The following is a 24,296-nucleotide window of genomic DNA, read 5'->3' as shown; positions in this document are numbered from 1 at the left end:
ACACAGCTTTGATAATAAAGCCAAATTTTTAAGAATTAAAATAGAAAAAGTACATAATCCTTTTTGTGTTCCATATTAATTTAAAGACCTGCAAATTCATTTGTTTGGTGGTGATTAAAATATGGAGATTAGTACTACTGCTAGAATATCTCTTTCAAAAAATGTGTCCGAGGATGCAATGGTAGTAAACAACGAAATAAATGTATATGGGGTATTTGATGGAGCAACACCAATTACTCCATTTAAAAATGCTGATGGCATGAATGGTGCATATATTGCCTCAAATTTATTTAAGAAGTATTTTAAAAATCATTTTAGGGCTGAAATGACTTTATCTGAAGGAATTATTCTAGCAAATCGAAGACTGATGGAAGAAATGAAAATAAATAAAATAGATATAAACCGTCCAGAGGAACGGTGGTGTACATGCGTTGCCATTATAAAAATTGATAAGCAAAAGGTATCTTTTGCTCAACTTGGGGATTGTATGATTTTAGCAGAATACCATAGTGGGGAAATTAAAACTCTGACTAAAGATACTGTGAAGGACATTAGTATTAGGGCAAAAAAAAGGCGTGAAAAGGATAGAAAAAAAGGGCTGATTTTACCAGATGAATCATACTACCAGTCTATTAAAAATCAACTTATTTATAATCGAAGCATGGCTAATACAGTTGATGGTTATTCAGTTGCAAATGGAACCGAAGCTGTCGGAAACTATATTCAATTGGGATCTATTGATACTAAAAATTTAAAGTCAGTTTTACTAATCAGTGATGGTTTATTTCATCCGAAGTTTGAATTACTGCATGTATATAAGCTAATCAAGGAAATCGGTTTGGAAGATTATTCAAAAGGATTAGAAATGGAAGAGTTGAAAAGTAAGACTCATTCTGATGATAAGACTGGGATATTTGTTCGGTTTTAATTTTAGATGCCAAATTTAGGTATCTTTTTTTATGGATCAATATTATAACAAATATAAAAGTAATACTTTATAATCTAGAAATTGCAATTGAAAGTGCAGTCGTCTTATGTAACGGTGAAACTCCTGTAATTGAGGACTTTCCAAGAGAAATAGTGAAATGAAGAATGAAAATTTAATTGAATCAGTGAATAACGATCTGCCTTTACCAGAAATTTTAGATCAGATTGAGAGAAAGTACATATTAAAAGCTCTTGATGATTCACTTGGTCAGCATGCAAAAGCATCTAGAAAGCTTGGGATATCTAGACAAAGCCTTTTATATAAGATGAATAAGTATTTTTCTGAGAAAGTTTAGTGGGAGCTGGTTAGAAGGATTTAAATATTTGACGACCTATTGAATCATTTTTCTTTGATGCACATACAATTCTAGATATCATTCAAATTAATGCTTGGAGATTTTTACTTACTTATAGAAAATCAGAAAAAAGGAAGTGACTAATTGTTCAATATTATCAAAGTAACTCATGAACAAATTGAGCAAGTAATAAGTTTACGATTGAAGCTTTTAAATGAACTGGGAGAACTGAAGTCTCATGAAGAGGACAAACTGATCGAAACTTCAACAAGGGAATATTTGAATACTGCACTTTCAAAAAATGAATTTATATCCTTTATGGTAGTAAATAACGGAGTACCAGTTAGTATTAGTGGGATGGTCTTATTTAAAAGACCACCTTATTTAGAGAATTTACAAGGGATTGAAGCTTATATTCTAAATATGTACACAGTCTCTGAGTTTCGTGGTAAAGGATTAGCTAGAAAATTGCTTGAAAAATGTATCTATGAATGTAAAAAAAATGGAGTTAAGCGAGTTTGGCTGCATGCTTCAGAGGATGGACGGCCACTATATAAAAAAATGGGCTTTACTAAAAAAGATAGTGAAATGGAATTGTTTTTATAAAGAGTTTTTTTTCAACATAATGGCAGTTTAGTTATTTAAGGAATTTTATATCAAAGTAGATATTGAAGAGAATTTGTATAAATAATGTAAAATTTTTCCATATTAAAGGCGTATAACTAAAACAATTAAAATTAATTTTTATATAATAATTGAGTAAGATTACTTTCTTGTTTTTGTTTTTTACCAATATCACCTATTATTCAATTATTTTAGAGAAACTCTTTCACCAACGAGTTTCTCTCTTTTTAATTTTTGTTGAACGTACGCATGCAAAAGTTGAACAAAAAGAGTAGAAGACGAATTCTCCCACTTTAGGCGTATACAGATGATTCGTTTTTGAATTGTCCCACTTTTTCGTGCTAGAATGTATACAACTTCAATTGAAAGAAAATATAAGTGTGTATACTCTTATTCGAGGAGAATTTATGAATTTCGAGCAAATGGAATACATCGTGAAAGTTGCAAGCGAGAAATCAATCATTAAAGCTGCAGAAAAATTGCATATTACAAGTTCAGGACTAAGTCAATCGATCTCCCAATTAGAGCATGAAATGGGAATAAGTATTTTTAACCGTTCAAGAAAAGGGACATTTCCAACAGAAGAAGGAAAGATTTTAATAAATAGAGCTAGTGAAGTGTTAGAAATTATCAATAAGTTAAATGAAGAGTTGTATGATTATAAAAATAATAAAAAGATTCATTTGAAAATAGTAGCAGCTCCTACTTTTGCAGCTGTACTTCTTCGAGCATTGAACAGAATTAAAGAAGATCATCCAAATGTAACGATTGAAATCGAGGAAAAAGATCCACCATTAATAATGGAAACAATTAAACACACTGAATATGATTTTTGTTTTTTTCCTCAAGATTTAGAGATACTAAAGAGTGAAAAAAATATTAACTATGAAATCATTCGGACTGATCGTGTTCACGTTATTGTAGGAAAAAACTCTCCACTCTACCATCTTGACTACGTAACAAAAGCTGATGTATTAGAAATGGATACAGCGTGCTATTCAATCTATTCTGATTATTATTATTCTAAATTAATTAAAGAAAATAAAAATAAAATAAGAGTAACGACAAACAGTATGAATATACTTACAGAGGCTGTTAGAGAATATAATGTATTTGTATATTCTCATGAGTCAGGCGCTAAATTTCATCCGTACATTCTAAATGGAAACTTAAAATCTATTCCTTACAAAGAAAATAATGAATACGTTGTAAAGGATTTATGGGTAATCTATCCAAAAAACAAAAAGCTTTCTAATATTAGTAAAAAATTTATTGAAATTGTTAAAGAAATAGCCACTCAGTGATGAGAGGTTATTTTTTTGTTTACTATGTACATTTATTTTGAATGAAGAGAATAGATGAATTAGGATAAACGTCTCAATTAAATATTGGAAAAATTTGTTAAAATTATGAATTAGAGTAAATTGGCTCAAATAATTGTAACAAAGGAGAAACTATGCAGAACAGAAACGTAGAACTTGTGGAACTAAATGCAGAAAATTGGTATGAATGCTGTCTACTAGAGGTATCTGAGGAACAAAAGAGTCACATCGAACCGAATGCAATCTCTATTGCTCAATCGAAATTTGAACCTTCACTAAAGCCGTTTGCTATTGATTTTGAAGGTAAAACGGTAGGATTTTTAATGTTTAATACGATTGAAGAAGAGCTGGATGGCTATTGGATATATAGAATAATGGTAGATAAGAATTTTCAACAAAAAGGACTTGGCAAAATTGCTACACAGTTAATGATCGATGAGATGATTAAACAAACAAGTGCCAAAAGAATTGTTGTAGGATATCACCCTGAAAACCTAGGAGCACATAATTTATATTCAAGTCTAGGATTCATTGATCAAGGCGATCGATTTGGGAAAGAAATGGCAGTAGTATTAGATATAAAGCATCCGTAAATGTTCATTATTGAAAAACGTATAGAAGGGATAGCAATTAAGCTATCCCTTAAATTCTCTATTGATTCCAGTTAGTTAAATAATTTTCTTGTATGTTTTTATTGAGTGTCTTCGTCGATTTTGTACTCCAAAATATCACCTGGCTGACAATCCAATGTCTTACAGATTGCTTCTAATGTTGAAAAACGAACCGCTTTTGCTTTTCCATTTTTCAAAATGGAGAGATTCGCCATCGTAATCCCAACTTTTTCTGAAAGCTCCGTTACGCTCATTTTTCGTTTTGCTAACATCACATCGATATTAATAATTATTGCCATACCATCCACCTCAGACCGTTAAATCATTTTCTGATTTTATGTTAATTGCTTCTTGTAGAAGCTGTTGGAGGATAGCAGCAAAAACGGCGATAACCAACGAAGCAAAAATGATGATCAGTCCTAAAAATCCAATAGGAGGGTCAACTTTCTTCGCTATAAAATGAAAGAGTGGCATACCTAATACATAGATAACACTAATTGCAACCGCACAGTACTTTATGTTTTTTAACGCCTTTACAGATAATTCCGAGAACGCTGTGTTGTCGTCAATGTACCGTAAAAGATTGAAAGCCTGAAAAAGAGCAATATAAAAAGGCACAGCAGCTCCATACAAAACGATGAAAACGAGATATTTCATTGCTGCAATATTTGGATACATTTTTGCTGCGAAATTCGCAAAATGGGGTACCAAAAATATACATAAAGCAAGCACTGCAATTCCAGCGAGAAAAATAATTGCCTTTAAGAAAGTAGTTGAACTTCTTTTACCATTCATATTTAGTACCTCACTTATATAATGACAATATGAATTTAACATATTATTTATCGTTTTACAATAAATTTCTGTTGTTTTTTATTATATTATTATTGTTATTGAATATGCAATCGTTTTGACAAAAAGAAAAAACATTTCTCATACAAGAAATGCTTTTTCCTTAATCATTATTTTATTTATTTGTAGCGTTTATTACATCAAGAGAATGATTAATTGCCGTTTTACATTTATTTACATCTGGGGTTGATGTACGAGCCGCTGCTAATACAACGTCAATCGTACCATCAATTTTAGTCCACGAAGTACTATCTATTTTTCTAAGTTTAGCCTCTGAAGTATCCCATTGATGTTCCAAATTGTCAGCATCTTTTTTAGCTAAATTAAAATTCTTTGAGTTCACATCCGACAACATTTTATTTTCTATTGTTGCAAAATCTGTTAATTGACCAGATAATGTTGTTTCAGTAGAACCAGTATTGGATGATAATTTAATATAACCGCCAATACCAACAGCTAAGAAAATACACAGTGCTAAAATAGTTTGTGTCATTATATTATTTTTAGTTTTATTTTCATCTATTTTTTCAATATATAATGAAATATCAATTTTTGAAACAGCAAGGAAAACAATGATTCCTAAAATTGCGACCAGAAAAATGATACTTGTACTTGTTGTTCCTAAACCTAAACCACCATTCACTTTTGGTTGTGATAAATAATCTCCTAGTGATGCTCCAAGTGGACGTGTAAGAATGTATGCAATCCAGAACCCTAACATTCCATCAAGTTTTAAAAACTTCCAGGCTAAGAATACACAAAGTATGATCACAATAACTGTTACACCAGTTTTAAAATACCCTAGTCCAAGTTGTTCAGAATATAAATCCCCAACAGCAGTACCTAGTGCAAAAGTAAAAAGAATCGCTAACCAATAAAATATTTCTCTTTTTCTTGTGAAAATTGAATGGATAGAAAGTGTTTTTTCACTAAGAAACCAAAATAGAAACGTTAATGCAAGTAGCGCGGAGAATACAATCGTACTTGTTTCAAGAGGTACGCCAATCGCGTCAGTCAAATTATCAGTTACCAATGTACCGAATACACTTATTAGTACAACAGTGATCCAATAAATACTTGGAACATATTTCTTTGCCTTGAATTGAAAAAATAAAGAGATAAAAAATGCAACACCCATAAGGACTGTTGTAAGTCCTAAACCTAAACCAACGTTAAAATTCAAGAAATCAGCAAATGTTTCACCAACAGTTGTACATAGAACTTTAATAATCCAGAAAAATATTGTAACTTCTGGTACCTTGTTAAGCATAGTATTTATTGTCTTTTGTTTTGTCTCCATAATTGAATTCCTTTCTATTGAATTAAAGTACATTTGTATAATCACACATAATAATGAAAGGAAAATGAAAAACTGGACAATTGAACAATTTATTTTTAGAAATAGATATCTTCTTTACATTATTTTGGTTTAGTGCAAAAAAATTGAGAACAAAGTAAAGGAGTAGGTCAAATTCCTACTCCTTTTATTATTGAATAAATAAAGATTACTTTGCTTTATTAAAATCCTGTGTCGCTTCTTTGTTCATGCCTTTTTTAAGGTATGCATTTCCGCGATCACTGTATGCAAGTTTAAATTGGGGATTTAATTCAATTGACTTGCTGAAATCGGCAATGGCTTGATCGTACATCTCCTTATAGTAATAGGCAAGCCCGCGATCGTCATATACGAGGTAATCTTTTGAATTCAAACCAATCGCCTTGTTGAAATCGGCAATGGCTTGATCGTACATCTGCTTACTGAGATAGGCATACCCACGGTTGTCAAAAACTTGGTAATCTTTCGGGTTCAAATCAATGGCATTGGTGTAATCAGCAATGGCCTGATCATACATCTGCTTGCTTTGATAGGCAAGCCCGCGGTCGTTATATACGAGGTAATCTTTTTGATTTAAATCGATGGCCTTGCTGTAATCAGAAATGGCCTGATCGAACATCTGCATATGATAATAAGCAAGCCCCCGGTTGTCATATACCAGGTAGTCTTTTTGATTTAAATCAATGGCTTTGTTGTAATCAGAAATGGCCTGTTTATACATTTGCTTATTGTAAAAGACAAGCCCCCGGTTGTTATAGGCCAGGTAAAATTTTGCATTCAAGCCAATGGCCTTGTTATAATCGGAAACTGCTTGATCATACATGTGTTTATAGTAATAGGCAAGCCCGCGATTGTTATAGGCCTTATAATGTTTCGGATTTAATTCAATAGCTTTATCAAAATCAGAAATAGCCACATCGTACATTTGTTTATCCAGATAGACAAGCCCAAGATTACTATATGATGTTGCATAATCAGGTTTTAATTTTATAGACTGGTTTAAGTCAGAAATGGCTTGATCATACATCTGCTGATCGTAAAAAGTAAGCCCTCGATTGTTATATGACAAATAATCTTTCGGATTTAAATCAATGGCTTTGTTGTAATCGGAAATAGCCTGATCATACATCTGCTGATCGTAGTAGGCAAGCCCTCGATTGTAATATAAAATGTAATCTTTTGAATTCAACTCAATGGCCTTGTTGTAATCGGCAATGGCCTGATCATACATATGCTGATTGTAGTAGGCAAGCCCGCGGTTGCTATATGGCTTATATTTTTTCGGATTCAATTCAATCGCCTTACTATAATCGGCAATTGCTTTATCGTACATTTTTTTGTGATTATACGATAGCCCGCGATTGTTATAAGCTTCCCATAAATTAGGATCATTTTTTATTGCCTTGTTTAAATGGGAAATCGCCGCGTCATACTTCCCCTGTTGTTCTTCTTTATATCCTTTATTATTGTAATAAACTGCCAAAGAGCTACATCCACCTAAAACCAAACCAAAAGTCAAAATGGAGATTAGTTTTAAAAATGATTTTATTGCACTCACCTCTTTCATTGAATTTATCAATTCGAACAAAAGAATAGCTTATAAATGCAAGAAGATTTCCTCCAGAAAGAACAGCCTTCTCCTTTATAATTTTGTAACCATCAGAATCACCGTTTTGATTATATGCTTCATAGTGGATTACTAAGCTAGTTACATAGTCTCAAAAACGAATTGAATTTATAAAGAGGAAATATAAGATAATGTTAATTTTTAAATCTTTATCTTAATGAAACACGAGAGTCTAAACGCGTTTATTTTAAAATTAAAACAATCGATCAAATTATATAACTAATACATAGATCAATTGCTAGTATTTAGCAGGCATTCTCTTTATCAAAGTAATAAATATATACAGTAAAAAACACAAACGCTTCAATCCTTGAAAAACTATGCTTTAATTCAATAGACCATTCTTTAACTTGAATGAATTCTTAGTACAACTTTCCTTTAAATGTATCCAAGTAGTATTACTTTTTTTCCTCTCGCCATTTCCTAAAGCATTCCCAAAATCCATTAATAGTTCTATTTTTTGCATCGTGCTTTTGTTCCCATTCCATTAATATATTAGCGTTCAATCTCACCACTCGCTTCTATAAATTTATATTTTCTTTAAAAGATTCCACGATATATTAATTCAACAAAAGCATGCGTTAGCCAAACATGAATCCTCAGATTCACAACAGTGAATGGAAGTTTTTATTGTACTCCCATTGTAATTGAATAAGCAGCAAAAAGGATTTTAATTTTGTAGCTCTTTTTTTTGCTTTAATATCTTCAATTTAATTTAGAAATAAATATTATATAATATAAAAAAATTAATAGAGTGGGACAAAAGCGATATGCAAGATTTTACATTTAGACATATTAATATATTGATGTTGAATTTGGACAAGTTTAACTATCAAATAATAAAAGGTAAGGTAATTTTTATCCACTAGGATTTCAAGTAGAAAGTTATAAATAAAAAAGGATTTTCATTATATGAAAATCCTTTTTTATTGCCGATAACGAGTGTTTATGTAAACTAGAACAGAACATGACATGCACGACGTTAACAAGTCAATATACAACTAAAATAAAATTTACATAATTTTCCAAATAAAAAGGCGTATAACTAAAACAATTGATATTAATTTCTATATAATAATATTACATTTCTTGTTTTAATTTTTTACCAATATCACCTATTTTTTAGAGAAACTTATTCTGTGAGTTTCTCTCTTTTTACAAGCTTGTTTGCCTTTGCCCAATATATAAATTAACCCAAAGTAGAGAATCCCTTTCTGGAGGATTCTCTTTTTTTACCCAACTAAGACATGCGTTAGTTCAGCAAAAAATAAAAAAGAGAGAAACTCTAGATAAAGAGCTTCCCTTAAAAAAATAAGTGTTTTGGGTAAAGAAAATATTACATGATAAAATATGTAGATTTAAATTTAATTGTTTAAGTTACACGCCTTTCGTATGTGAAAATTTGCTTAAAATTTAATAAATTCACTTTGACTCGGGAATTTTTGTTTCAATTAATCTTACTAAATTTTGAATGTCTTGTTTAGTTGCAGGTTGTAAGTTTGGCTTCAATTTATATCCTATTTGCCCATTAGTTTCTAAAGTAGCCCATGCTACATCTTCAATTGAAGTTATTCCTAACTGGTGTAGACGCATTATTAAATTTTCAGTTGTAAGTCGTATTTTTTTCATGTTTTCTAAATTTAAGTTTCCATCATCTATAATAACGATTGATCTACCAGTTAGTAATAATTCGATTGATTTATATTTTATTTTTAGAAACTGAAATACAATTACAATCAGAATAAGAATAGAAGCAACACCTAAACTAGTCCAAATACTCTTATTTTCAATTGGACGACTTAGTAATGGGCCAATTGTACTCATTAAAACAATTTCAGAGATTGTTAATTTGGAAATAGAGTTTCTTCCAGCTATTTTTAATAAAAAAGTTCCCATAAAAACAATTAGCATTGCTTTCCAAACAATATCTAGTTGCATATTATCATCCTTTTAAACTTAATTTTCCAAAGTGAATTAAAGAATTTTCATTAAAAAAGGTAGTCTTCATCTTGGATAAGAACAGCAAATGCTGCTTTTTTTATATGAATAAGGAAATTAATATCCCTCATAAATATCCACATGATGAAGCAGATAAAAAATCACGATAAGTATCACATGTATTACTGTTAAAGCTACATCTAGGTTCAATAAATTCTCTAATCTAAATATAATTTCTAATTAAACTAACGCAATGCTTTGGTTGAAAAACACAATCGGCTGAAAAGTTGGTTTTTTAATTGAGATAAAGGAGGCAGGTTTGTTGAGAAGGATATTTTCTGTTTTAAGCGAATTGTAATTTCAAACAAACCTTACACCAATACAGATATTGAAAATAACAGGTACATAGGAGGTATGAGATAGGGTGATTAATAGAATAGATCATGTGAGTATAAACGTAAACGATCTTTCAGAGGCTAAAGCGTTTTTTATTGACCTTGGACTTGATGTGAAAGCGGAATGGGAATTGGATGGAGAAATGTTGGACAGAATAGTTGGGCTTAATAATGTGAAAACGGCATGTGTAGGAATGGGGATGCCAGATGGTGAGGCATGGATCGAGCTAGTCAAATTTTATACACCGTCAGATGATAAAGATATACAGAAACCTCTTGCAAATACACTAGGTATCCGACATATTTGCTTTGCTGTTGAAGATATTGAAGCTATTATTGCAAAATTGAAAGAGAAGGGCACGGAAATATTTAGTGAAATACAGCAATATGAAGAAAGCTATAAGTTATGCTACGTTCGTGGCCCAGAAGGAATTATTTTAGAGTTGGCGGAGAAAATCAAATAAATTTTAAAAACTATCGGGTGAGTTAGGAAGAACATGATCGACAATTTTGTCGTTGTTTTTTAATGTCTGATTGATAGTATTGATTAATTTAGAAATGGGGAAATTATCAAAGATTTGACATGAAAAACCTGATATTAGTTTTTTCCAAGTGAAGAATATAAGAAAATGATTTAAGAAGAAAACTATCTTCTAAACAATAAAAACAGTTAGAAATTCCTTGTTTACATAAATAAAGAAAATAACTATAACTTAGTACAAGGAGGATTTTATGAGAAATGTTATTTTATTTTTACATTCTTCTTTAGATGGTTTTGTAGAAGGACCAAACGGTCAAATGGATATTGGATGGGTATCTTACAATGAAGAATTAGAAAAGCATGCTAGAGAAATTTTAAGTACTGTAGACACAGTGTTATGGGGAAGAGGAACATATCAAATGATGGAAAATTATTGGACATCAGTACCTTCTAACCCAGAAGCATCAGAATATGAAATTGAACATGCTAAATGGATAGAAGAGACATCAAAGGTTGTTTTTTCTACTACACTTGAAAAAGCTGAATGGAATAATACAAAATTAGTAAAAGAAAATATTGAGGAAGAAATTAAAAATATAAAAAAACAGCCAGGTAGAGATATCATTATTTTAGGAAGCCCTAGGTTTGCACATGCTCTTATGGAACTTGATTTAATTGATGTCATTAAAATTACTATTTCACCAGTTATTATAGGAAGTGGTCTACCTTTGTTTAAGGCCTCGGAATATAGACGCAACCTCTCACTTGTGGAAAACAAAACATTTAATTCTGGTGCAATTGGCCTTACATATAATATTTTAAAATCGTAAGTTATATAAGCAATGAAAACTGGAGCAACTAATGAAAACATTAGTTGTTTTTTATTGTACAAACTTCCAGCAAACAACAATAAGTTACTGCATTATTAACTTAGAAATCAGACCATCTAGTAGGTCCAAAAATACTTTTCTTTTATAGCAGCAATCATATTTTTTTATTTTGCAGGTCATGTATTCATGGATGGGTACAAAAATTTATTAAATTAATTGAGATAATCGACATACAAAAAAGCCAATCCCAAACTAGGGATTGGCTTTTTCCTTAAATCTTCAAAACATATGTAAAGAACTTTAATTAATTTCTTTGCATTTTCCTTTTTAACCAAAAAGGACTATACAAAATGTAAAAGCTCACAATCATTACCAATTCTGCCGAGAGAAGATACCATGGCCAAGGTCCTAGATAATCTAATAGGGAAGTATTTTCGGGCTTTTTCATGAGATACATGAAGTTAGTTTTCAGCGACTTATTAATGAAAAATACGCAAGCTGCATAAAGGTTAACAATGAGAACGGTCACCCACATAGATGGTATGGTCGGTCGATATTTGCTGGCTACCAGCAAAATCAAACAGGCAAGCACCACTCCTCCGTGCGAAACAAAAAACTCGAAATATCGAAAATGTGGAAACGAATAATGGCCAAGATCAGGTGTCAAGATGGCTTGAATGGAACTGGCTAAACCGGCAAAATACATGAATTGAAACACTCTATAGCTATTTGTCAGAAGCATTATAATTCCCAGAATGACAGTAATATCACTAAGTTCAAGTGGCAAACCTGTTTTAAGCGACCAAGCATTCTCATACACAAGCCACATATGAAAAAAAATCTCAGAAGCCAATAAGAGAAATGCTAAAGAAAAACGAAAAAGTCGTTTTTTCCCCGAGTCCTGAATCTGTTTTCTAAAGACAAATAGAAGAACACTGAGAATCAAAATAATTCCGATCGTTATTAGATGATCTAATGAAAAAAGGTGAAACGGACCCAATTTTGAATGAAATTGAAAAAATCTTTCCAACTTAATACCCCATTAATTGATTTGATTTTTATGTAATAATTTTAGTTTGGGGCAAACTCTACCAGTTCTATACAGGATTTAACGTTTCAATTACCAAAGTAGTGCCTAATAGGAGCATTTTTTTTACATTAAAGTACATTAAATATTTAATAAAGGATTCATATAAAAAAGGTAGTTTCATAGATTTGTGTACAAGCAGTTTTTTCTCTTTTTACATATTATTTATAGATGTCCCTAATCTAATATTATTGATAGAAAGGAAGAAATTAATTGACTAACAACTTTGAAGAAAATTTCTTAGAAGTAAGTTCATCCGAAGAGTGTGGTGAGAATGAAGGATGGGATGTGATAAAATAGTGAAGGCAATTACAACTGGTGTATTTCATGTGCCTGTTGATAACCAAGCGCCAGATAGCAATGATATGATCAACATCTATTTCAAAAATCCAAGTTCAAAAACGCTTAAAGCTAATTTCGTTGTAGAATTTTCCGCTCCTGGGGTACCTGCCGGCGTTCAAAACCCAGAAATATCATCCCCAGCATTTGGTAACTGGACAGTAAATGTTCTCCCTCAGCATACACTCCTCATCGTTGTCACTGGTCCATCATCTCCTCCAGCTTTCGGAACATGGCGTTTTACATTTTGGGGCGATATTGACCGGAATGAGAAGAAAAACAAACTTAGTGTGGAAGTAATAGCTGGAAGAATATTTGGCTCTGGACCGGATTTGGCTTTTAACAATGCAGGGGCGACTTTCCCCCATGCGTTGTTTGTTGATGCAGAAATTGAAAAAACTGGACCATCAATTCCAGTCCCACCAGGAGGTATCATTTCGGTCTAATAAACTAAATAGTTTCTCTGACGCCTTTGAGACTTAAACTAAAAAGATCAAGTGGACCTATCTACTACCTCATGTGTAATAATAAAAAAGCTGCGGAATAGCGGCTTTTTTATTATTGAGCAGTATCTTCAATTAAATAGGATAATTTGCTTTGGAAAATTAAAAGAAATTATTGATAGAATTAAAGTAAATTAATTTAGGATGTATTCTTATATATCACATTATAAGGAGGATAATGTAAGAAATGAAACATTACTTAGAATTCACTGTAAATATTAATCCAAATCAAGCAACTCAACTTATTTTAGAGGACTTAGATTTAAAATCTAATTTGATTTTTCAGGATAATAAAGTTGCTGATGAGAAAGAAGTTGTTATTCTAGTTTTTCAAAAATTCTTTTTCAGAAACAATAGTACAGCTACTTTGACGGTTACAATTGACAACTTTAGTGGTGTTACGTATGTTAAGTGCATTTCCTCAGGTAATGGCGAAGGAATATTTGATTTTGGTTGGGGAGCAGGGAAAAGTTTTATCAAACCGATAAGACTAAAGTTGGCGACTAATATATTGGATGTAATTGAGGATAATTAATCTTTGTAGTGGGTAGTTTTCTTGCTGCTACAGCGGATCTTTTTATTTTAAGCACCCCTTCATTTATAAAATCTTTATAATAATCATTATGAAAGAGTGTTATTTTTGATAATTTTAGTACCGTTTCTATAACGCTACTTTTTAAAATTTTAATACCAACTGAAATAAAAAGCATAGTATTTCATACCAGATTAGGGGAAGGTTTATGCATGAAAAACCGATTTATTTAATTAAGCCTAGAATATTTACCTCAGATAAGTATTATAAGGTATATGTAAAAGGAGCTAGTCTTATTTTTGTAAAACTAGGTGGACAATTTTATGTAGAAAATGCAGTTGAAGAACAGCATTTTATATTAGGGCTGGTATTTTCCTTTTTTAGAAAGAAAGTTTTTGCAAAAAAACGTTCAGTCTTTGAAGCAAATATGGATAAAGAAATAGAAATTAATCCAGATTCCTTATTAGCTAAAAAATCTAATTTTAAAATTGATCTAAATAGTTTAAAGTCAATTCAAATAAACAATCATCCAACATTTCATTCAGGTTGGGAAGATAATGGGAGTGTTAAAATGACATTAATCAACGGAAAAAATCTTAAATTTAATATTCCTAAGTCTGTTTCAACTAAGTCAATTATCGCGATATTTGAATCCGAAAATTTACCAATACAAAATGTTTTTTAAAACTGAAGTTCAACAAGTGTGTAAGAATTAAAAATGAGGTATATTGAGAAATCATATTTTCTATTTAAATGATCATTACAACAAAGTAGTAAAATGGGATATTCGTACTGAAAGAAAAGTATTAGCAGGATGGAGATTATTATGCTGCCTCAGATAAGAATAGGAAAATGGCTAATCGAAGTTGATATTGATCGAACACGAGAATTTTATAATAAAGAAATGGAAGTTTGTAACTGCTTATATTGTAAAAATTACCTTGAAGTTACAAAGTATTTTAAGCCAACTGTAAACGATATAAGCTAATATTCCCTGGATTCTAAAAGAAGATCCTGAAGATTAAGTCTGAGATGAACAAACAGAAATAGATTGAAGTCTATTCAACTGATCTATTTGTTTTTAAAGTTCACATTTATAAATTACGGCAAAGTTAAAACAACCAAAGAGGTGAAACTGCATGGAGATTTCCATCCGAAATGCCAATCAAAAAGACTACGAGTCGTTATTATCTTTATTTAGACAGGTTCACGATTTACACGTTTTTGAACGACCAGACCTATACAAAGAAAACTCAACTCCAGTAGATGAAGAGGAATTCAATAACCAACTAAAAGATAGTAAACAGCATATTCTGGTGGCAACTCTAGGTCCTGTAATAGTAGGCGTGGCAGTTTTGAAGGTAGACGAAATACCTGAAAACTCATTTGTTAATGCAAGGAAGATCTTACTTGTTAATAGTTTATGTGTTGATGATGCGAGTAGGAAAAAGGGAATTGGGAGAAAACTCATGCAATCTGTTCTTGATTTCGCGAAGGATTTAAACGTTGATAGTATTGAATTAGGTGTTTCAGAGAGCAATCAAAATGCGATCCATTTTTATGAGTCTATTGGAATGGCAACAAAAAATAGAAAAATGGAGTTTCGTTTAAGTTAAGCAAAAGAGACGCCCGTAACGGTATCTCTATTTTTAGTTAATTAGTCACGCCCTACATTTTTTACATAAATCGTAGCCAAGGATTAGATTCTAAACAAACAGAACTATATCTTTTTTTTACGTTAAATAGGAGTAGATTTAAACAATATCGAAGAATGGATCCGAAATGGAAGTGTAGCAGTAGGGGGAGGAGGCAAATTAATTGCACCTGCTAAAAATGGAGACTATGATCAAGTTACAGACAATGCAATTCAATATATGGAAAAGGTACGTGCTGCCAAAAAATCTTTGCAGCTTGTATAAAATAAAAAAATTGGAGGTCATTTAGATGCTAACAAATTTAAAAGAAACAGTAACATTACATAATGGAGTAAAAATGCCACGATTAGGCTTAGGAGTTTTCAAAGTTTCTGAAGGAGAAGAAGTTGTTGAATCCGTAAAAGCTGCGATCCGAAATGGCTATATAAGCATTGATACTGCAGCAATCTACAAAAATGAAGAAGGCGTTGGTCAGGCCATTAAAGAATCAGGTATTGCTCGCGAAGAATTGTTTGTAACGAGTAAAGTTTGGAATTCAGACCAAGGTTATGAAACTACTTTACAAGCTTTCGAAACGAGTCTGAATTTATTAGGGCTAGATTATTTAGATCTTTATCTCATCCACTGGCCTGGTGTTGACAAATATAAAGATACTTGGAAGGCACTTGAAAAATTATATAAAGACGGACGTGTCCGTGCAATTGGTGTAAGTAACTTCCAAATTCACCATTTACAAGACTTAATGAGCGATTGCGAAATTAAACCAATGGTTAACCAAGTAGAATTCCATCCACATTTAACTCAAAAAGAGCTATTAGCTTTCTGTAAAAATGAAGGAATTCAAATGGAAGCATGGTCACCTTTAAAACAAGGTCAGCTTTTAGAAGAGCCAGTTTTAACAAAAATTGCTCAAAAATATAATAAATCAGTAGCACAAGTCATCTTAAGATGGGACTTACAACATGATGTAGTTACAATTCCAAAATCAATCAAAGAACACCGCATCGTAGAAAACGCAAATATTTTTGACTTTGAATTAACACAAGAAGACATGGAAAACATTGATTCATTAAACCAAGATAGTCGAGCAGGTTCACATCCTGATACGATGAGAGTTGGGTTTTAAGTTTGTAATTTTAGGGGAGTCTCGTTTGAGATTTCCCTGTTTTGTTTTATGCGATGTTATAATTAAAAAAGCAATCTTTGAAAAGGAAGAAACTAAATGCCTACTAAAAAAGCAGATATTACTACATTAGCTAGATTTGGAGATTATGAATCATTTAAAACTAAATTTATTTCTGATGATATTATTAAAAAAGATGAATTCAGTACTGATTTATTAGCAAAAGCTATTGCAGGTGAAAACTTTGAAATAGCCTTATTTCTAATTAAACAAGGCATAAATGTGAACGGAATTAATAAAGAAGGAAATACGGTACTTCATTTAATATGTGACTATCCAAATATAGATGTTGCCAAAGAAATACTTCAAAGTGGTGGAGATATTAACGTTCGTAATAAATATGGAAATAATGCGATGTGGACTGCTGTTTTTAATTGCAAGGGAAAGTATTATGAAATGGTAGAGCTCTTTATGCAATATAATCCTGATACGACTACGAAAAATAATGCAAGTAGATCTCCATTGGATTTTGCAAAACAGGTTGGAGACGATAAATTAATAGAGATTTTAATGAAGTGAAAAATAATAAATCCACAAGAGAATGTAATTAGTTTATAAGTCCAGATGTAGGATTACTTGAACAAAACTATGAGCCGAGCAATTGGCTCTTTTTATCTATATGGAAGAATAGTTCTGCATAAAATACCCTACTATTGAAGGAATAAAAGTTTTATTCAAAATGGTACAATTATTTTTATAACAACACGTTTTTCATTAACATATTTTAGAGGTTAATTATGAAAATAAAATTATTGTACTATGCTCCATTTTTATTAACTGTGGTAGTAGTTATTTGCTATGGCATACCTGAAACTTTATCATTTGTTTTTGGATGTCTATTCACTTCAATATTTATCTTTGAACTTCGAATTTTAGTTCTTTGTTTATCATATGTTCTTTATTTTTTGATGATAGGAAAATACTTTAATAAAACAGTGGCGTCTTCTTTTCAAGCTGCTTTAAAAACAATAGCCTTACTAGGGATCTTTTTATTAGTTTCGCTTAATATTTATGAGCCAATCGAAAATATAGTTTATTTTACAAATGAAACAAAAACTGAATTAACGAAGCGGTCGCTAAATTTATACCAAGAAAGAATGAAAACAAAAGGAAAAGTTGAAGGAATTTATCAAACTAGTAAAATGCATGGCTGGGGTAAAGTTGAAGTTAATGGCCTTGCAGAAGGTAGGATACTAGAAATCTACATAATGCCAATTAAAAAAGAAGATAAACGCAGCGTAGATTTTTATTATCTATATATTGATGGGAAATGGAGACTAGAAAGAACTGAAGCATTTTTAAATTAAATAATAAAATAAAAAGCCTGTATCATTGATTACATGGTAATCGTGGATACAGGCATTTTTTGTTTAATAAATTATTGCTGCTGAATATGCGGTTGTTCCTTTAAATGATCCGTCAACTCATCTACTACAAACGCAAATTCATCGTAAGATACACATTCCAATGGGAATTCTAGTGCAACTTTATTTTGCTTGTTGTAAATAGCTACAACTTTTGAACGTCGATCAAGCATTCTTGTTTTCATGTTAGATTTTTGAATTGTGATTTTTTTTATGTCTTCTAATAAAATTTGAGAGTGAGCATCCTTATCGGTATATCGGACAACATTGCCGACGATTTCGATTTTATTTTTTAATAGTTTGGTTTTATAAATATGGTATGAAACGATTAAAACTGCAAGTAAAGATGTTAAAGTGATGTATACAGGGTCCATTGTGGAGAATGCTTGATATCCTCTAAAAGCTAGTAGGACATACCAAGCGTAGAACCATTTACTTATTTTTGGTTTCCCTTCGTAGTATACAATTGAAGCATCTTCTTCTTTTTCGTTCGCTCTTTTGTCCATAAATAGTTGTACATGTTCTTCGATTGATTTTTCATTGAACTGTCCATCTTCTAAATAAGTCCCATCCCACATATGAACAGAGTCATCTTCTTCCTCAAGAGCATAAGCTCCTACCCATGCTGGAATCACTTGATCATCATGTGAAACGGAAGCTAAATAATAACGGATTGGTTGGTTATATGAATTTTCAATATCAAGATGTTTAATTAACTCGATTGTTTCAGGTACAAAATCATGTTCTTGCACGATATATAGAAACAAGTGACTTTTAGCGAAGTATTCTTGTTTTTTCTCTTTAATAGGGAATAAGTGTTCTTTTCGAATTCTGAGTATTTCCCAATAAAAGTATTCTGTGGATTCAATATTTGTTGCACATTCCAACAGTAGATCTTCAGGTACGTCAATGTCACGTTGAAGAGCGGCAATAATTGCGTTCGTTCGAATAAACGGGTCAGTAAATGACATTGCTTCTTTAATAAAAGGTGTCATCTCATCGTTAAAGTAATACTCCATTAAAGATAGATAGATCGACATAGTTGAACGGATTTGTAAATAGGTTTCTTTCCAAGAGCCATACACAAACTTAATATCATAATCATTTTGATAAGGAAGAAATTCCTCTACTTGCTTTTGATAATCTACTAATAACAATGGTCCGATGTATTTTGTTTTGAAACGGTCTAGATAATTTTTATCTAAACAGTATGACAACAATCGATAAAAAGTAGTTTTATATTCTTCCACTTCAAATAATTGAGAATGTTTTTCTAATAGTTTAATAATGATGCCAGGGTTGGCATATAAAATATCTAATGGTAAGACAACTTGTTTGTTTTGAATATCTTGTTCAATTAATTCCAAGATTGCTAGTTCATATTCTTCTCCGTCAAAAGAGGTTATGTACCTGAATACCTCTTCTTTAGCAGCCTTACTATATTCAGGGTAATATTTTATTAAGGCCTCTGTTAGTTCAGGTATTTCGAAATGAGAGATGAAATTGATTAGATGGTAACTAGGTTCATCCCATACCTTAAATGATGTTGGATATGGATAAGCTGCTTCTTTTGCTAACCATTCTAAAGTTAATAAATTAAATTGTAGGTTGTCTACTTCTGATAGTTCAATTAATTCAAAAATTGCATCATGTCGAATAGCAGGATCTGTATGTTTTAATCCTTCGACGATACGTTTCAATTGAGATTTATAATTTGACACAATATTCCTCCGATATCTAGTTGTAAGTTTACATTTCTAACGATATTTTAATTTTATTGGAAATACTTATAGATAGCCACTGTTAAATACTTCTAAGGGAGCAGGAATGAGTGATTTATTCTTAAATACATGTGGAAAACTAAGGCAGCAGAAATAGAGTTAATTAATCTATGAAACTTTTAAAAGTAATAAGGATAATCTTTTACATCAGGTTGATGAGTCGATTCAGTTTTTTGAGGCGGCAGCGGAGCCTAAAGAGTTGTATATAATTGATGGTAAGCATAATGATTTTATGTATTATGAGTATCCTGTGTTTCAGGAATTTGCTGGGGAGCTTAAGGGATTTTTTGGGAAGAATTTGAGTTATACTAAATTGGAGACAGTAAGATAAAAGTTTTTAATGTTTATTTACTTAAAAGGACGCATTTTGCGTCCTTTTATTAATTTAAAAACCACTCCAAAGCCTCTTTATTTTTTTCAAGATCTAGTTCCAAAACTTCACCGGCTTTTTCATATCTTTTTGGAGTGAAAGCTTTGTTTACAGGAATTCTCAATGTCTCTACATCTTTGTCTTTACCCTTAACTATGTAATCAGAACTTATTTTTAATAAGTCCATTGTTGACATGTTGGTTTGTATGTAAGGCTGAATCACACCTAACGTTTTAGGCAAACTTGCAATTCCTTTAATAGTAAGTACTTGCGATTTAATAGCTTCCAGTACTTTTTGTTGTCTAACAACTCGATCGAAATCACCTTTAGCATCATGTCTAAATCTTGCATAACCTAAAAGCTCTTTTCCATTTAATTGTTGAACCCCAGATTGAAGACTGACTCCGATATGACTTTCCATTGGTTTTTCTACATTAATTGTTACTCCCTTTGGGGCAATTTCATCAATCATTTCTTCAAAACCTTTGAAATCTATTATTGCATAATACTCAATTTCGATTCCAAAATTTTGTTGAATCGTTTGCCGTAGAAGTTCAGCCCCTCCGAAAGAATAAGCTGCGTTAATCTTATGTTTTCCATATCCCGGAATTGAAACATAACTATCCCTCATAATTGAAACTAACTTTGCTTCGTGTTTTTTATTATATTGTAAGATCATAATTGAATCCGTACGAGAGCTGTCACCTTTTTTACGAGCATCTTCTCCCAACAATAGGATGTTAGTTTTATTAGGTATTTTAGTAGAATTGAATTTTATAGTTTTTTTATTAACGTTTTGTTGTCCTAACTGGGTTCCTTTTTTATATTGATAGAATCCATAACAAAGCGTCCCTGATATAAGTATGAGTAGGATTAAACTTAATTTTAATAAAAGACTTTTCTTTTTCTTAGGATTTCTATTCATAGTTTTCCGTTACCTTACAGCTCCCTCCTTGAACTTGCGCGGCTCTTACACTCATTTCAAATTAACTACTTCAAACTGGCCAAAAATTAGTAGGTTAAACTATTTTATATTTTTATAAATTTTGTATAAAAGTCCAATTATTACGCCTAAATATAAGGATAGAGTAATCAAGAACGAGTTTAATTCATCAAAGTTTAGTAAAACAAGTATTATTGTTAAAAGATAAAATATGATAGGTGAAGCGATTGCAAAAACAAAAATATTTTTCATTTAAGTAACCTCTTTATTATATTTTGAATTAATTAGAAAACCTTATCTATCAAATCGATCACCTCTTTATGTAATATATAATGTTTTTAATTATAGTAATCTTGGGAATGAATTTAGTGGAATTTTTGTGAATGTTTTAGTAAAACGTTACACATTTTTACTTTTAAAAGTACTTTTGTGAAGATTATATAAAATATAGGAATAATGCATGTTAATAGAATCATAGGTGTTAAATTTTCATGGGTTTCAATAGGAGAAAACGCAGCCGTAGAATATAATGTGATAACGTTCACAAAAATGACAATGAGTTTTAGTAAAATTTACCTTTAAAATGTTAAGCTAATTCCGTAAACGTTTACTAAAAAACTAGTAGTTACGAATGAAAAAGATTACTTCATTTAAGGAAATTTCTAACTGATTTAGTAAGGACACGGAGAAAGGGGAGGTAACATGAAAAAGTACTTAGGATTTAAGAAGTTAGGAGTAGCCATACTGACAGCAGGGATTTTATGTGTAACATCACCGACATTTGCAGCAAGCCCAGTTCAATATAAAATCGATTCGGCTAAAAAGGAAAATGCACAATTGAATTACATTAAAAAAGAGGGGTACAAACTGGAAAAACCAGTACAGTCTGTCGTGTATTATGACACTTCTCATGTACAAGAATCAAAGGCGAAATTAAAAGCATCTTCAGCTACATCAATTACTACAAATGCAGTTGTTACACCAAAAGCGATAGCGGTTGAACCGGGAACAACAAGGGTTACGACATACCAATATCCTGTTAGCGGAAGTCTTTATTTTGTTGAGAAAAAGAGTGGTGCTACTGCGAATTCAATATGGAACGTGAGTATGTATATTGTAGGAAAACTAGTGGGTACTGTTGGCGGTTTTATTCAAGATGGATTATCACTTGCGCTAGATTCAGTTGATAAAACTGCTGGGGCGTCTGTACAAACATTTAAATCATACCGCTACACAGAAAAAAATGGCCAAGTCTACAAAACTAGTAAGAGCTGGGGAACTTACTATACTGCAGAACAAGAGGAAACATTTAAACATGCTTTAAATACTTATCGTTCAAAAAAGTATAATGAAACTAGATCTGTAAACGTTGATTATGTACCATCTAGAGGATACTCTGCGTTTAAAATTGCTTATTCAACTAACTACAAAAATAATAAAGCTATTTCTGATCGAGCTTGGACAAACTGGTATAAAGGATACAACTATTATAAGACACCTGAATTTGCAAGCTAAATCTAACTTTTAATTTATAATGGTGATCTTTATATAGGGCAAAAACTAAAAAAAGAAGGAGAGGAATAGGGGGGACCCTATTCCGTTCTTATAAAATGAAAAAACTATTTATAGTAATTGTTACAGTGTTAACTATCTCGATTTTCACAGCTTGTGAAAAAATAGAAGCTTTAGAATCGAAACCTGTTTCTATACCAACCACTGCAGAAAAAACTTCTCCAACAAAGGAAAATGGTGACGATACGATGAAAGTTGAATCGGCAGATATTTTGAAGAAAAATTCATATGAATTCTTATCAGATAGTAAAAACTTTCAAGTTGAAGCTGAAACTTATCAATCTGCTGAGGGAAGAATAGAGATTGATGTTAGAGTTTCAAAACCAAAAACTTACATGAAAAATGTCATCGTCTCAGGCCAATTACCAATTAATGCTTATGAAGTATTGTATACTCCCGATTTGTTGATTACGAACATTTTAATGAAAAAATCTTTTTCAGATAAAGCAGTTTCTAAGGATTTTACAATCTCTCCATCTATTAAATCTCCAGGAGGTATTTCTGCAGGTAGAAGTTTTAACTTATTCCCTGAAGAGACATTCGAAGACGCTATAGCGAAATTAAATGAGATTTCTATAAAAGTAAGCTGGGTTGATAAGAGAGATAAACCTCATACTGAATATATAAAGACAAAGATCCAGATTAAACGGCCTAAATAGAAAACATTGCCACTTTGTTTAATTACAAATGGCCCAGATTTCGCTGGGGCTCTTCGTGTTGTATCAAGTTTTATGTTATGTGAAAAAATGTAAAATAGTTCACAAAAATGACAAAGTGTTACAATTTACCTTTTAAGATGTTAAGTTAATTTCGTAACCGTTTACTAAAATACTAGGAGAGTAAATTTAGGCTAGAAAAATGAATATAAGAAAAATATTATTTATTATTTTATTTATCATTGTCTCATTCTATTTACTAAGTTTATTGACAGGACCAATAATGTTTTTTAATAAGAAAAGTAAATCATATCTAACTAATGAAGTTATAAGTATACCAATATCAAATACATTTCTTCCTATTAATGGGTCATATAGTCTTGGAGTAGGGGAAGGTACACCACTAAATTTTACCTATATTTACTCAAGTGATAAGAAAGACTTGTTTAATGAAATCTATTCGATCAATCTCAGTAATGAAGATTCAATTAGTATTGAGATGGATTAATGGGAATTACAGAAGAACAAATAGAAAAGACAATTAAGTATAATAATTAATCATTTTAGTTCAGTTTAAATAGATTAAATATCGCTACATTTTATTGCCTAACATAACTTAATAAACCACAAGAACTGAAATTGAGAGGTTAGTATTATGAATTCAAAACCAATGTTTTTTATGAACTTTTCTCTATTATTCGGGATCATTTTTCTATTATTCATAGAAATTAAGGGTTTTTATAATATTGAGTGGTCACGATCAAATATAATAATAGCTATATTGGCTATATGTTTTGTCATGCTAATATTAATTCTTTTTATTAATATTTTGTTCAACTTTATTTTAGACAGATTTACATCATATAATTTAGATTGTAAAAAGAATCAAGAAAAAGTTTTATTTACTATTTTCTTAGCTAATCAATTATTATTTTTAATCCCAATAAAACAGAAAATAATAATGAAAAAATAATAGGTGTAATATATTTATAATCTTGTAAGGTAAAATATA

The 24,296-nt window shown here is 31.1% G+C and carries 25 protein-coding genes; 17 read left to right on the top strand and 8 right to left on the bottom strand.

Going from position 1 to position 24,296, the window contains the following annotated elements; translation table 11 throughout:
- Positions 1-121 precede the first annotated feature (121 nt).
- The 5 genes from BED47_RS19550 (at position 122) to BED47_RS19530 (ending at position 3,822) form a co-directional block, all read left to right on the top strand.
- Positions 122-928: a protein phosphatase 2C domain-containing protein gene (locus tag BED47_RS19550; protein ID WP_069035027.1), complete on the top strand. Its 807-nt coding sequence runs from the start codon at positions 122-124 to the stop codon at positions 926-928.
- Positions 929-1,085: 157 nt separating this feature from the next.
- Entirely contained in the window at positions 1,086-1,283 is a 198-nt protein-coding gene (locus tag BED47_RS19545; protein ID WP_025568710.1) for a helix-turn-helix domain-containing protein, read from the top strand.
- A gap of 144 nt (positions 1,284-1,427) precedes the next feature.
- Positions 1,428-1,889, top strand: coding sequence for a GNAT family N-acetyltransferase (locus BED47_RS19540; protein ID WP_025568711.1), 462 nt, complete (start codon positions 1,428-1,430; stop codon positions 1,887-1,889).
- A gap of 425 nt (positions 1,890-2,314) precedes the next feature.
- Positions 2,315-3,211 carry a LysR family transcriptional regulator gene (locus BED47_RS19535; protein ID WP_069035026.1) on the top strand — a complete coding sequence of 299 codons (897 nt, stop codon included), beginning with the start codon at positions 2,315-2,317 and terminating at the stop codon, positions 3,209-3,211.
- 152 nt (positions 3,212-3,363) lie between these two features.
- Positions 3,364-3,822: a GNAT family N-acetyltransferase gene (locus BED47_RS19530; protein ID WP_069035025.1), complete on the top strand. Its 459-nt coding sequence runs from the start codon at positions 3,364-3,366 to the stop codon at positions 3,820-3,822.
- A 98-nt stretch (positions 3,823-3,920) separates the two neighbouring features.
- On the opposite strand, the gene BED47_RS19525 is transcribed toward BED47_RS19530, so the two are convergent.
- From BED47_RS19525 to BED47_RS19505, 5 genes are all read right to left on the bottom strand, one after another.
- Positions 3,921-4,139, bottom strand: coding sequence for a helix-turn-helix domain-containing protein (locus tag BED47_RS19525; protein ID WP_025568714.1), 219 nt, complete (start codon positions 4,137-4,139; stop codon positions 3,921-3,923).
- 10 nt (positions 4,140-4,149) lie between these two features.
- Positions 4,150-4,635 carry a DUF2975 domain-containing protein gene (locus tag BED47_RS19520; RefSeq protein ID WP_069035024.1) on the bottom strand — a complete coding sequence of 162 codons (486 nt, stop codon included), beginning with the start codon at positions 4,633-4,635 and terminating at the stop codon, positions 4,150-4,152.
- Between the two features lie 172 nt (positions 4,636-4,807).
- Complete coding sequence (locus tag BED47_RS19515) at positions 4,808-5,992, bottom strand: COG4705 family protein (RefSeq protein ID WP_025568716.1); 1,185 nt, start codon at positions 5,990-5,992, stop codon at positions 4,808-4,810.
- A gap of 205 nt (positions 5,993-6,197) precedes the next feature.
- Positions 6,198-7,595 (bottom strand): tetratricopeptide repeat protein, encoded by a 1,398-nt coding sequence (locus BED47_RS19510; protein ID WP_139116377.1) that lies wholly within the window; start codon positions 7,593-7,595, stop codon positions 6,198-6,200.
- A 1,482-nt stretch (positions 7,596-9,077) separates the two neighbouring features.
- Positions 9,078-9,593 (bottom strand): DUF421 domain-containing protein, encoded by a 516-nt coding sequence (locus tag BED47_RS19505; protein WP_069035022.1) that lies wholly within the window; start codon positions 9,591-9,593, stop codon positions 9,078-9,080.
- A 445-nt stretch (positions 9,594-10,038) separates the two neighbouring features.
- Between BED47_RS19505 and BED47_RS19500 the strand changes: the two genes are divergently transcribed.
- Both BED47_RS19500 and BED47_RS19495 read left to right on the top strand, forming a co-directional pair.
- Positions 10,039-10,452, top strand: coding sequence for a VOC family protein (locus BED47_RS19500; RefSeq protein ID WP_254664630.1), 414 nt, complete (start codon positions 10,039-10,041; stop codon positions 10,450-10,452).
- Between the two features lie 268 nt (positions 10,453-10,720).
- Positions 10,721-11,299, top strand: coding sequence for a dihydrofolate reductase family protein (locus BED47_RS19495; protein WP_069035020.1), 579 nt, complete (start codon positions 10,721-10,723; stop codon positions 11,297-11,299).
- Between the two features lie 304 nt (positions 11,300-11,603).
- On the opposite strand, the gene BED47_RS19490 is transcribed toward BED47_RS19495, so the two are convergent.
- Positions 11,604-12,329: a YwaF family protein gene (locus BED47_RS19490; protein WP_069035019.1), complete on the bottom strand. Its 726-nt coding sequence runs from the start codon at positions 12,327-12,329 to the stop codon at positions 11,604-11,606.
- 356 nt (positions 12,330-12,685) lie between these two features.
- On the opposite strand from BED47_RS19490, the gene BED47_RS19485 reads away from it, so the two are divergent.
- The 7 genes from BED47_RS19485 (at position 12,686) to BED47_RS19450 (ending at position 17,905) form a co-directional block, all read left to right on the top strand.
- A complete protein-coding gene (locus tag BED47_RS19485) occupies positions 12,686-13,171 on the top strand; it encodes a hypothetical protein (protein WP_139116376.1) in 486 nt (161 codons plus the stop codon).
- A gap of 244 nt (positions 13,172-13,415) precedes the next feature.
- The gene (locus tag BED47_RS19480) at positions 13,416-13,763 is read left to right on the top strand and encodes a DUF6054 family protein (RefSeq protein WP_069035017.1); all 348 of its coding nucleotides are present in this window, start codon (positions 13,416-13,418) and stop codon (positions 13,761-13,763) included.
- A gap of 205 nt (positions 13,764-13,968) precedes the next feature.
- The gene (locus BED47_RS19470; protein WP_069035015.1) at positions 13,969-14,445 is read left to right on the top strand and encodes a hypothetical protein; all 477 of its coding nucleotides are present in this window, start codon (positions 13,969-13,971) and stop codon (positions 14,443-14,445) included.
- Between the two features lie 454 nt (positions 14,446-14,899).
- The gene (locus BED47_RS19465) at positions 14,900-15,376 is read left to right on the top strand and encodes a GNAT family N-acetyltransferase (protein WP_069035014.1); all 477 of its coding nucleotides are present in this window, start codon (positions 14,900-14,902) and stop codon (positions 15,374-15,376) included.
- A 328-nt stretch (positions 15,377-15,704) separates the two neighbouring features.
- Entirely contained in the window at positions 15,705-16,541 is an 837-nt protein-coding gene (locus BED47_RS19460; protein ID WP_069035013.1) for an aldo/keto reductase, read from the top strand.
- A gap of 96 nt (positions 16,542-16,637) precedes the next feature.
- On the top strand, positions 16,638-17,117 hold the full coding sequence (locus BED47_RS19455) for an ankyrin repeat domain-containing protein (protein WP_069035012.1): 480 nt from the start codon (positions 16,638-16,640) through the stop codon (positions 17,115-17,117).
- 218 nt (positions 17,118-17,335) lie between these two features.
- The gene (locus BED47_RS19450; protein WP_069035011.1) at positions 17,336-17,905 is read left to right on the top strand and encodes a hypothetical protein; all 570 of its coding nucleotides are present in this window, start codon (positions 17,336-17,338) and stop codon (positions 17,903-17,905) included.
- Between the two features lie 71 nt (positions 17,906-17,976).
- Here BED47_RS19450 and BED47_RS19445 read toward each other — a convergent pair whose 3' ends face one another.
- Together BED47_RS19445 and BED47_RS19440 are read right to left on the bottom strand one after the other, a co-directional pair.
- A complete protein-coding gene (locus tag BED47_RS19445; protein ID WP_069035010.1) occupies positions 17,977-19,683 on the bottom strand; it encodes a hypothetical protein in 1,707 nt (568 codons plus the stop codon).
- Between the two features lie 440 nt (positions 19,684-20,123).
- Positions 20,124-21,038: an LCP family protein gene (locus BED47_RS19440; protein ID WP_069035009.1), complete on the bottom strand. Its 915-nt coding sequence runs from the start codon at positions 21,036-21,038 to the stop codon at positions 20,124-20,126.
- A 720-nt stretch (positions 21,039-21,758) separates the two neighbouring features.
- Between BED47_RS19440 and BED47_RS19435 the strand changes: the two genes are divergently transcribed.
- The 3 genes from BED47_RS19435 to BED47_RS19425 all read left to right on the top strand — a co-directional run bounded on the left by BED47_RS19435 (position 21,759) and on the right by BED47_RS19425 (position 23,792).
- Entirely contained in the window at positions 21,759-22,571 is an 813-nt protein-coding gene (locus BED47_RS19435; protein ID WP_069035008.1) for a hypothetical protein, read from the top strand.
- A 125-nt stretch (positions 22,572-22,696) separates the two neighbouring features.
- Positions 22,697-23,287, top strand: coding sequence for a hypothetical protein (locus tag BED47_RS19430; RefSeq protein WP_139116375.1), 591 nt, complete (start codon positions 22,697-22,699; stop codon positions 23,285-23,287).
- A gap of 199 nt (positions 23,288-23,486) precedes the next feature.
- On the top strand, positions 23,487-23,792 hold the full coding sequence (locus BED47_RS19425; RefSeq protein ID WP_069035006.1) for a hypothetical protein: 306 nt from the start codon (positions 23,487-23,489) through the stop codon (positions 23,790-23,792).
- The last annotated feature ends 504 nt before the right edge of the window (positions 23,793-24,296 follow it).

This window comes from Gottfriedia luciferensis (genome assembly GCF_001712755.1).
In the GTDB taxonomy this organism is placed as follows: Bacteria; Bacillota; Bacilli; order Bacillales; family Bacillaceae_G; genus Gottfriedia; species Gottfriedia luciferensis_B.
This window is presented reverse-complemented; position numbering and strand designations above follow the sequence as displayed.

Bases quoted from the DNA above. Each gene is read 5' to 3' on its own strand.
- BED47_RS19515 (WP_025568716.1), bottom strand. From the start codon at position 5,992: ATGGAGACAAAACAAAAGACAATAAATACTATGCTTAACAAGGTACCA.
- BED47_RS19495 (WP_069035020.1), top strand. From the start codon at position 10,721: ATGAGAAATGTTATTTTATTTTTACATTCTTCTTTAGATGGTTTTGTA.
- BED47_RS19450 (WP_069035011.1), top strand. From the start codon at position 17,336: ATGAAAATAAAATTATTGTACTATGCTCCATTTTTATTAACTGTGGTA.
- BED47_RS19530 (WP_069035025.1), top strand. From the start codon at position 3,364: ATGCAGAACAGAAACGTAGAACTTGTGGAACTAAATGCAGAAAATTGG.
- BED47_RS19520 (WP_069035024.1), bottom strand. From the start codon at position 4,635: ATGAATGGTAAAAGAAGTTCAACTACTTTCTTAAAGGCAATTATTTTT.
- BED47_RS19480 (WP_069035017.1), top strand. From the start codon at position 13,416: ATGAAACATTACTTAGAATTCACTGTAAATATTAATCCAAATCAAGCA.
- BED47_RS19425 (WP_069035006.1), top strand. From the start codon at position 23,487: ATGAATATAAGAAAAATATTATTTATTATTTTATTTATCATTGTCTCA.
- BED47_RS19460 (WP_069035013.1), top strand. From the start codon at position 15,705: ATGCTAACAAATTTAAAAGAAACAGTAACATTACATAATGGAGTAAAA.
- BED47_RS19505 (WP_069035022.1), bottom strand. From the start codon at position 9,593: ATGCAACTAGATATTGTTTGGAAAGCAATGCTAATTGTTTTTATGGGA.
- BED47_RS19435 (WP_069035008.1), top strand. From the start codon at position 21,759: ATGAAAAAGTACTTAGGATTTAAGAAGTTAGGAGTAGCCATACTGACA.
- BED47_RS19470 (WP_069035015.1), top strand. From the start codon at position 13,969: ATGCATGAAAAACCGATTTATTTAATTAAGCCTAGAATATTTACCTCA.
- BED47_RS19455 (WP_069035012.1), top strand. From the start codon at position 16,638: ATGCCTACTAAAAAAGCAGATATTACTACATTAGCTAGATTTGGAGAT.
- BED47_RS19535 (WP_069035026.1), top strand. From the start codon at position 2,315: ATGAATTTCGAGCAAATGGAATACATCGTGAAAGTTGCAAGCGAGAAA.
- BED47_RS19510 (WP_139116377.1), bottom strand. From the start codon at position 7,595: ATGAAAGAGGTGAGTGCAATAAAATCATTTTTAAAACTAATCTCCATT.
- BED47_RS19545 (WP_025568710.1), top strand. From the start codon at position 1,086: ATGAAGAATGAAAATTTAATTGAATCAGTGAATAACGATCTGCCTTTA.
- BED47_RS19525 (WP_025568714.1), bottom strand. From the start codon at position 4,139: ATGGCAATAATTATTAATATCGATGTGATGTTAGCAAAACGAAAAATG.
- BED47_RS19440 (WP_069035009.1), bottom strand. From the start codon at position 21,038: ATGAATAGAAATCCTAAGAAAAAGAAAAGTCTTTTATTAAAATTAAGT.
- BED47_RS19465 (WP_069035014.1), top strand. From the start codon at position 14,900: ATGGAGATTTCCATCCGAAATGCCAATCAAAAAGACTACGAGTCGTTA.
- BED47_RS19550 (WP_069035027.1), top strand. From the start codon at position 122: ATGGAGATTAGTACTACTGCTAGAATATCTCTTTCAAAAAATGTGTCC.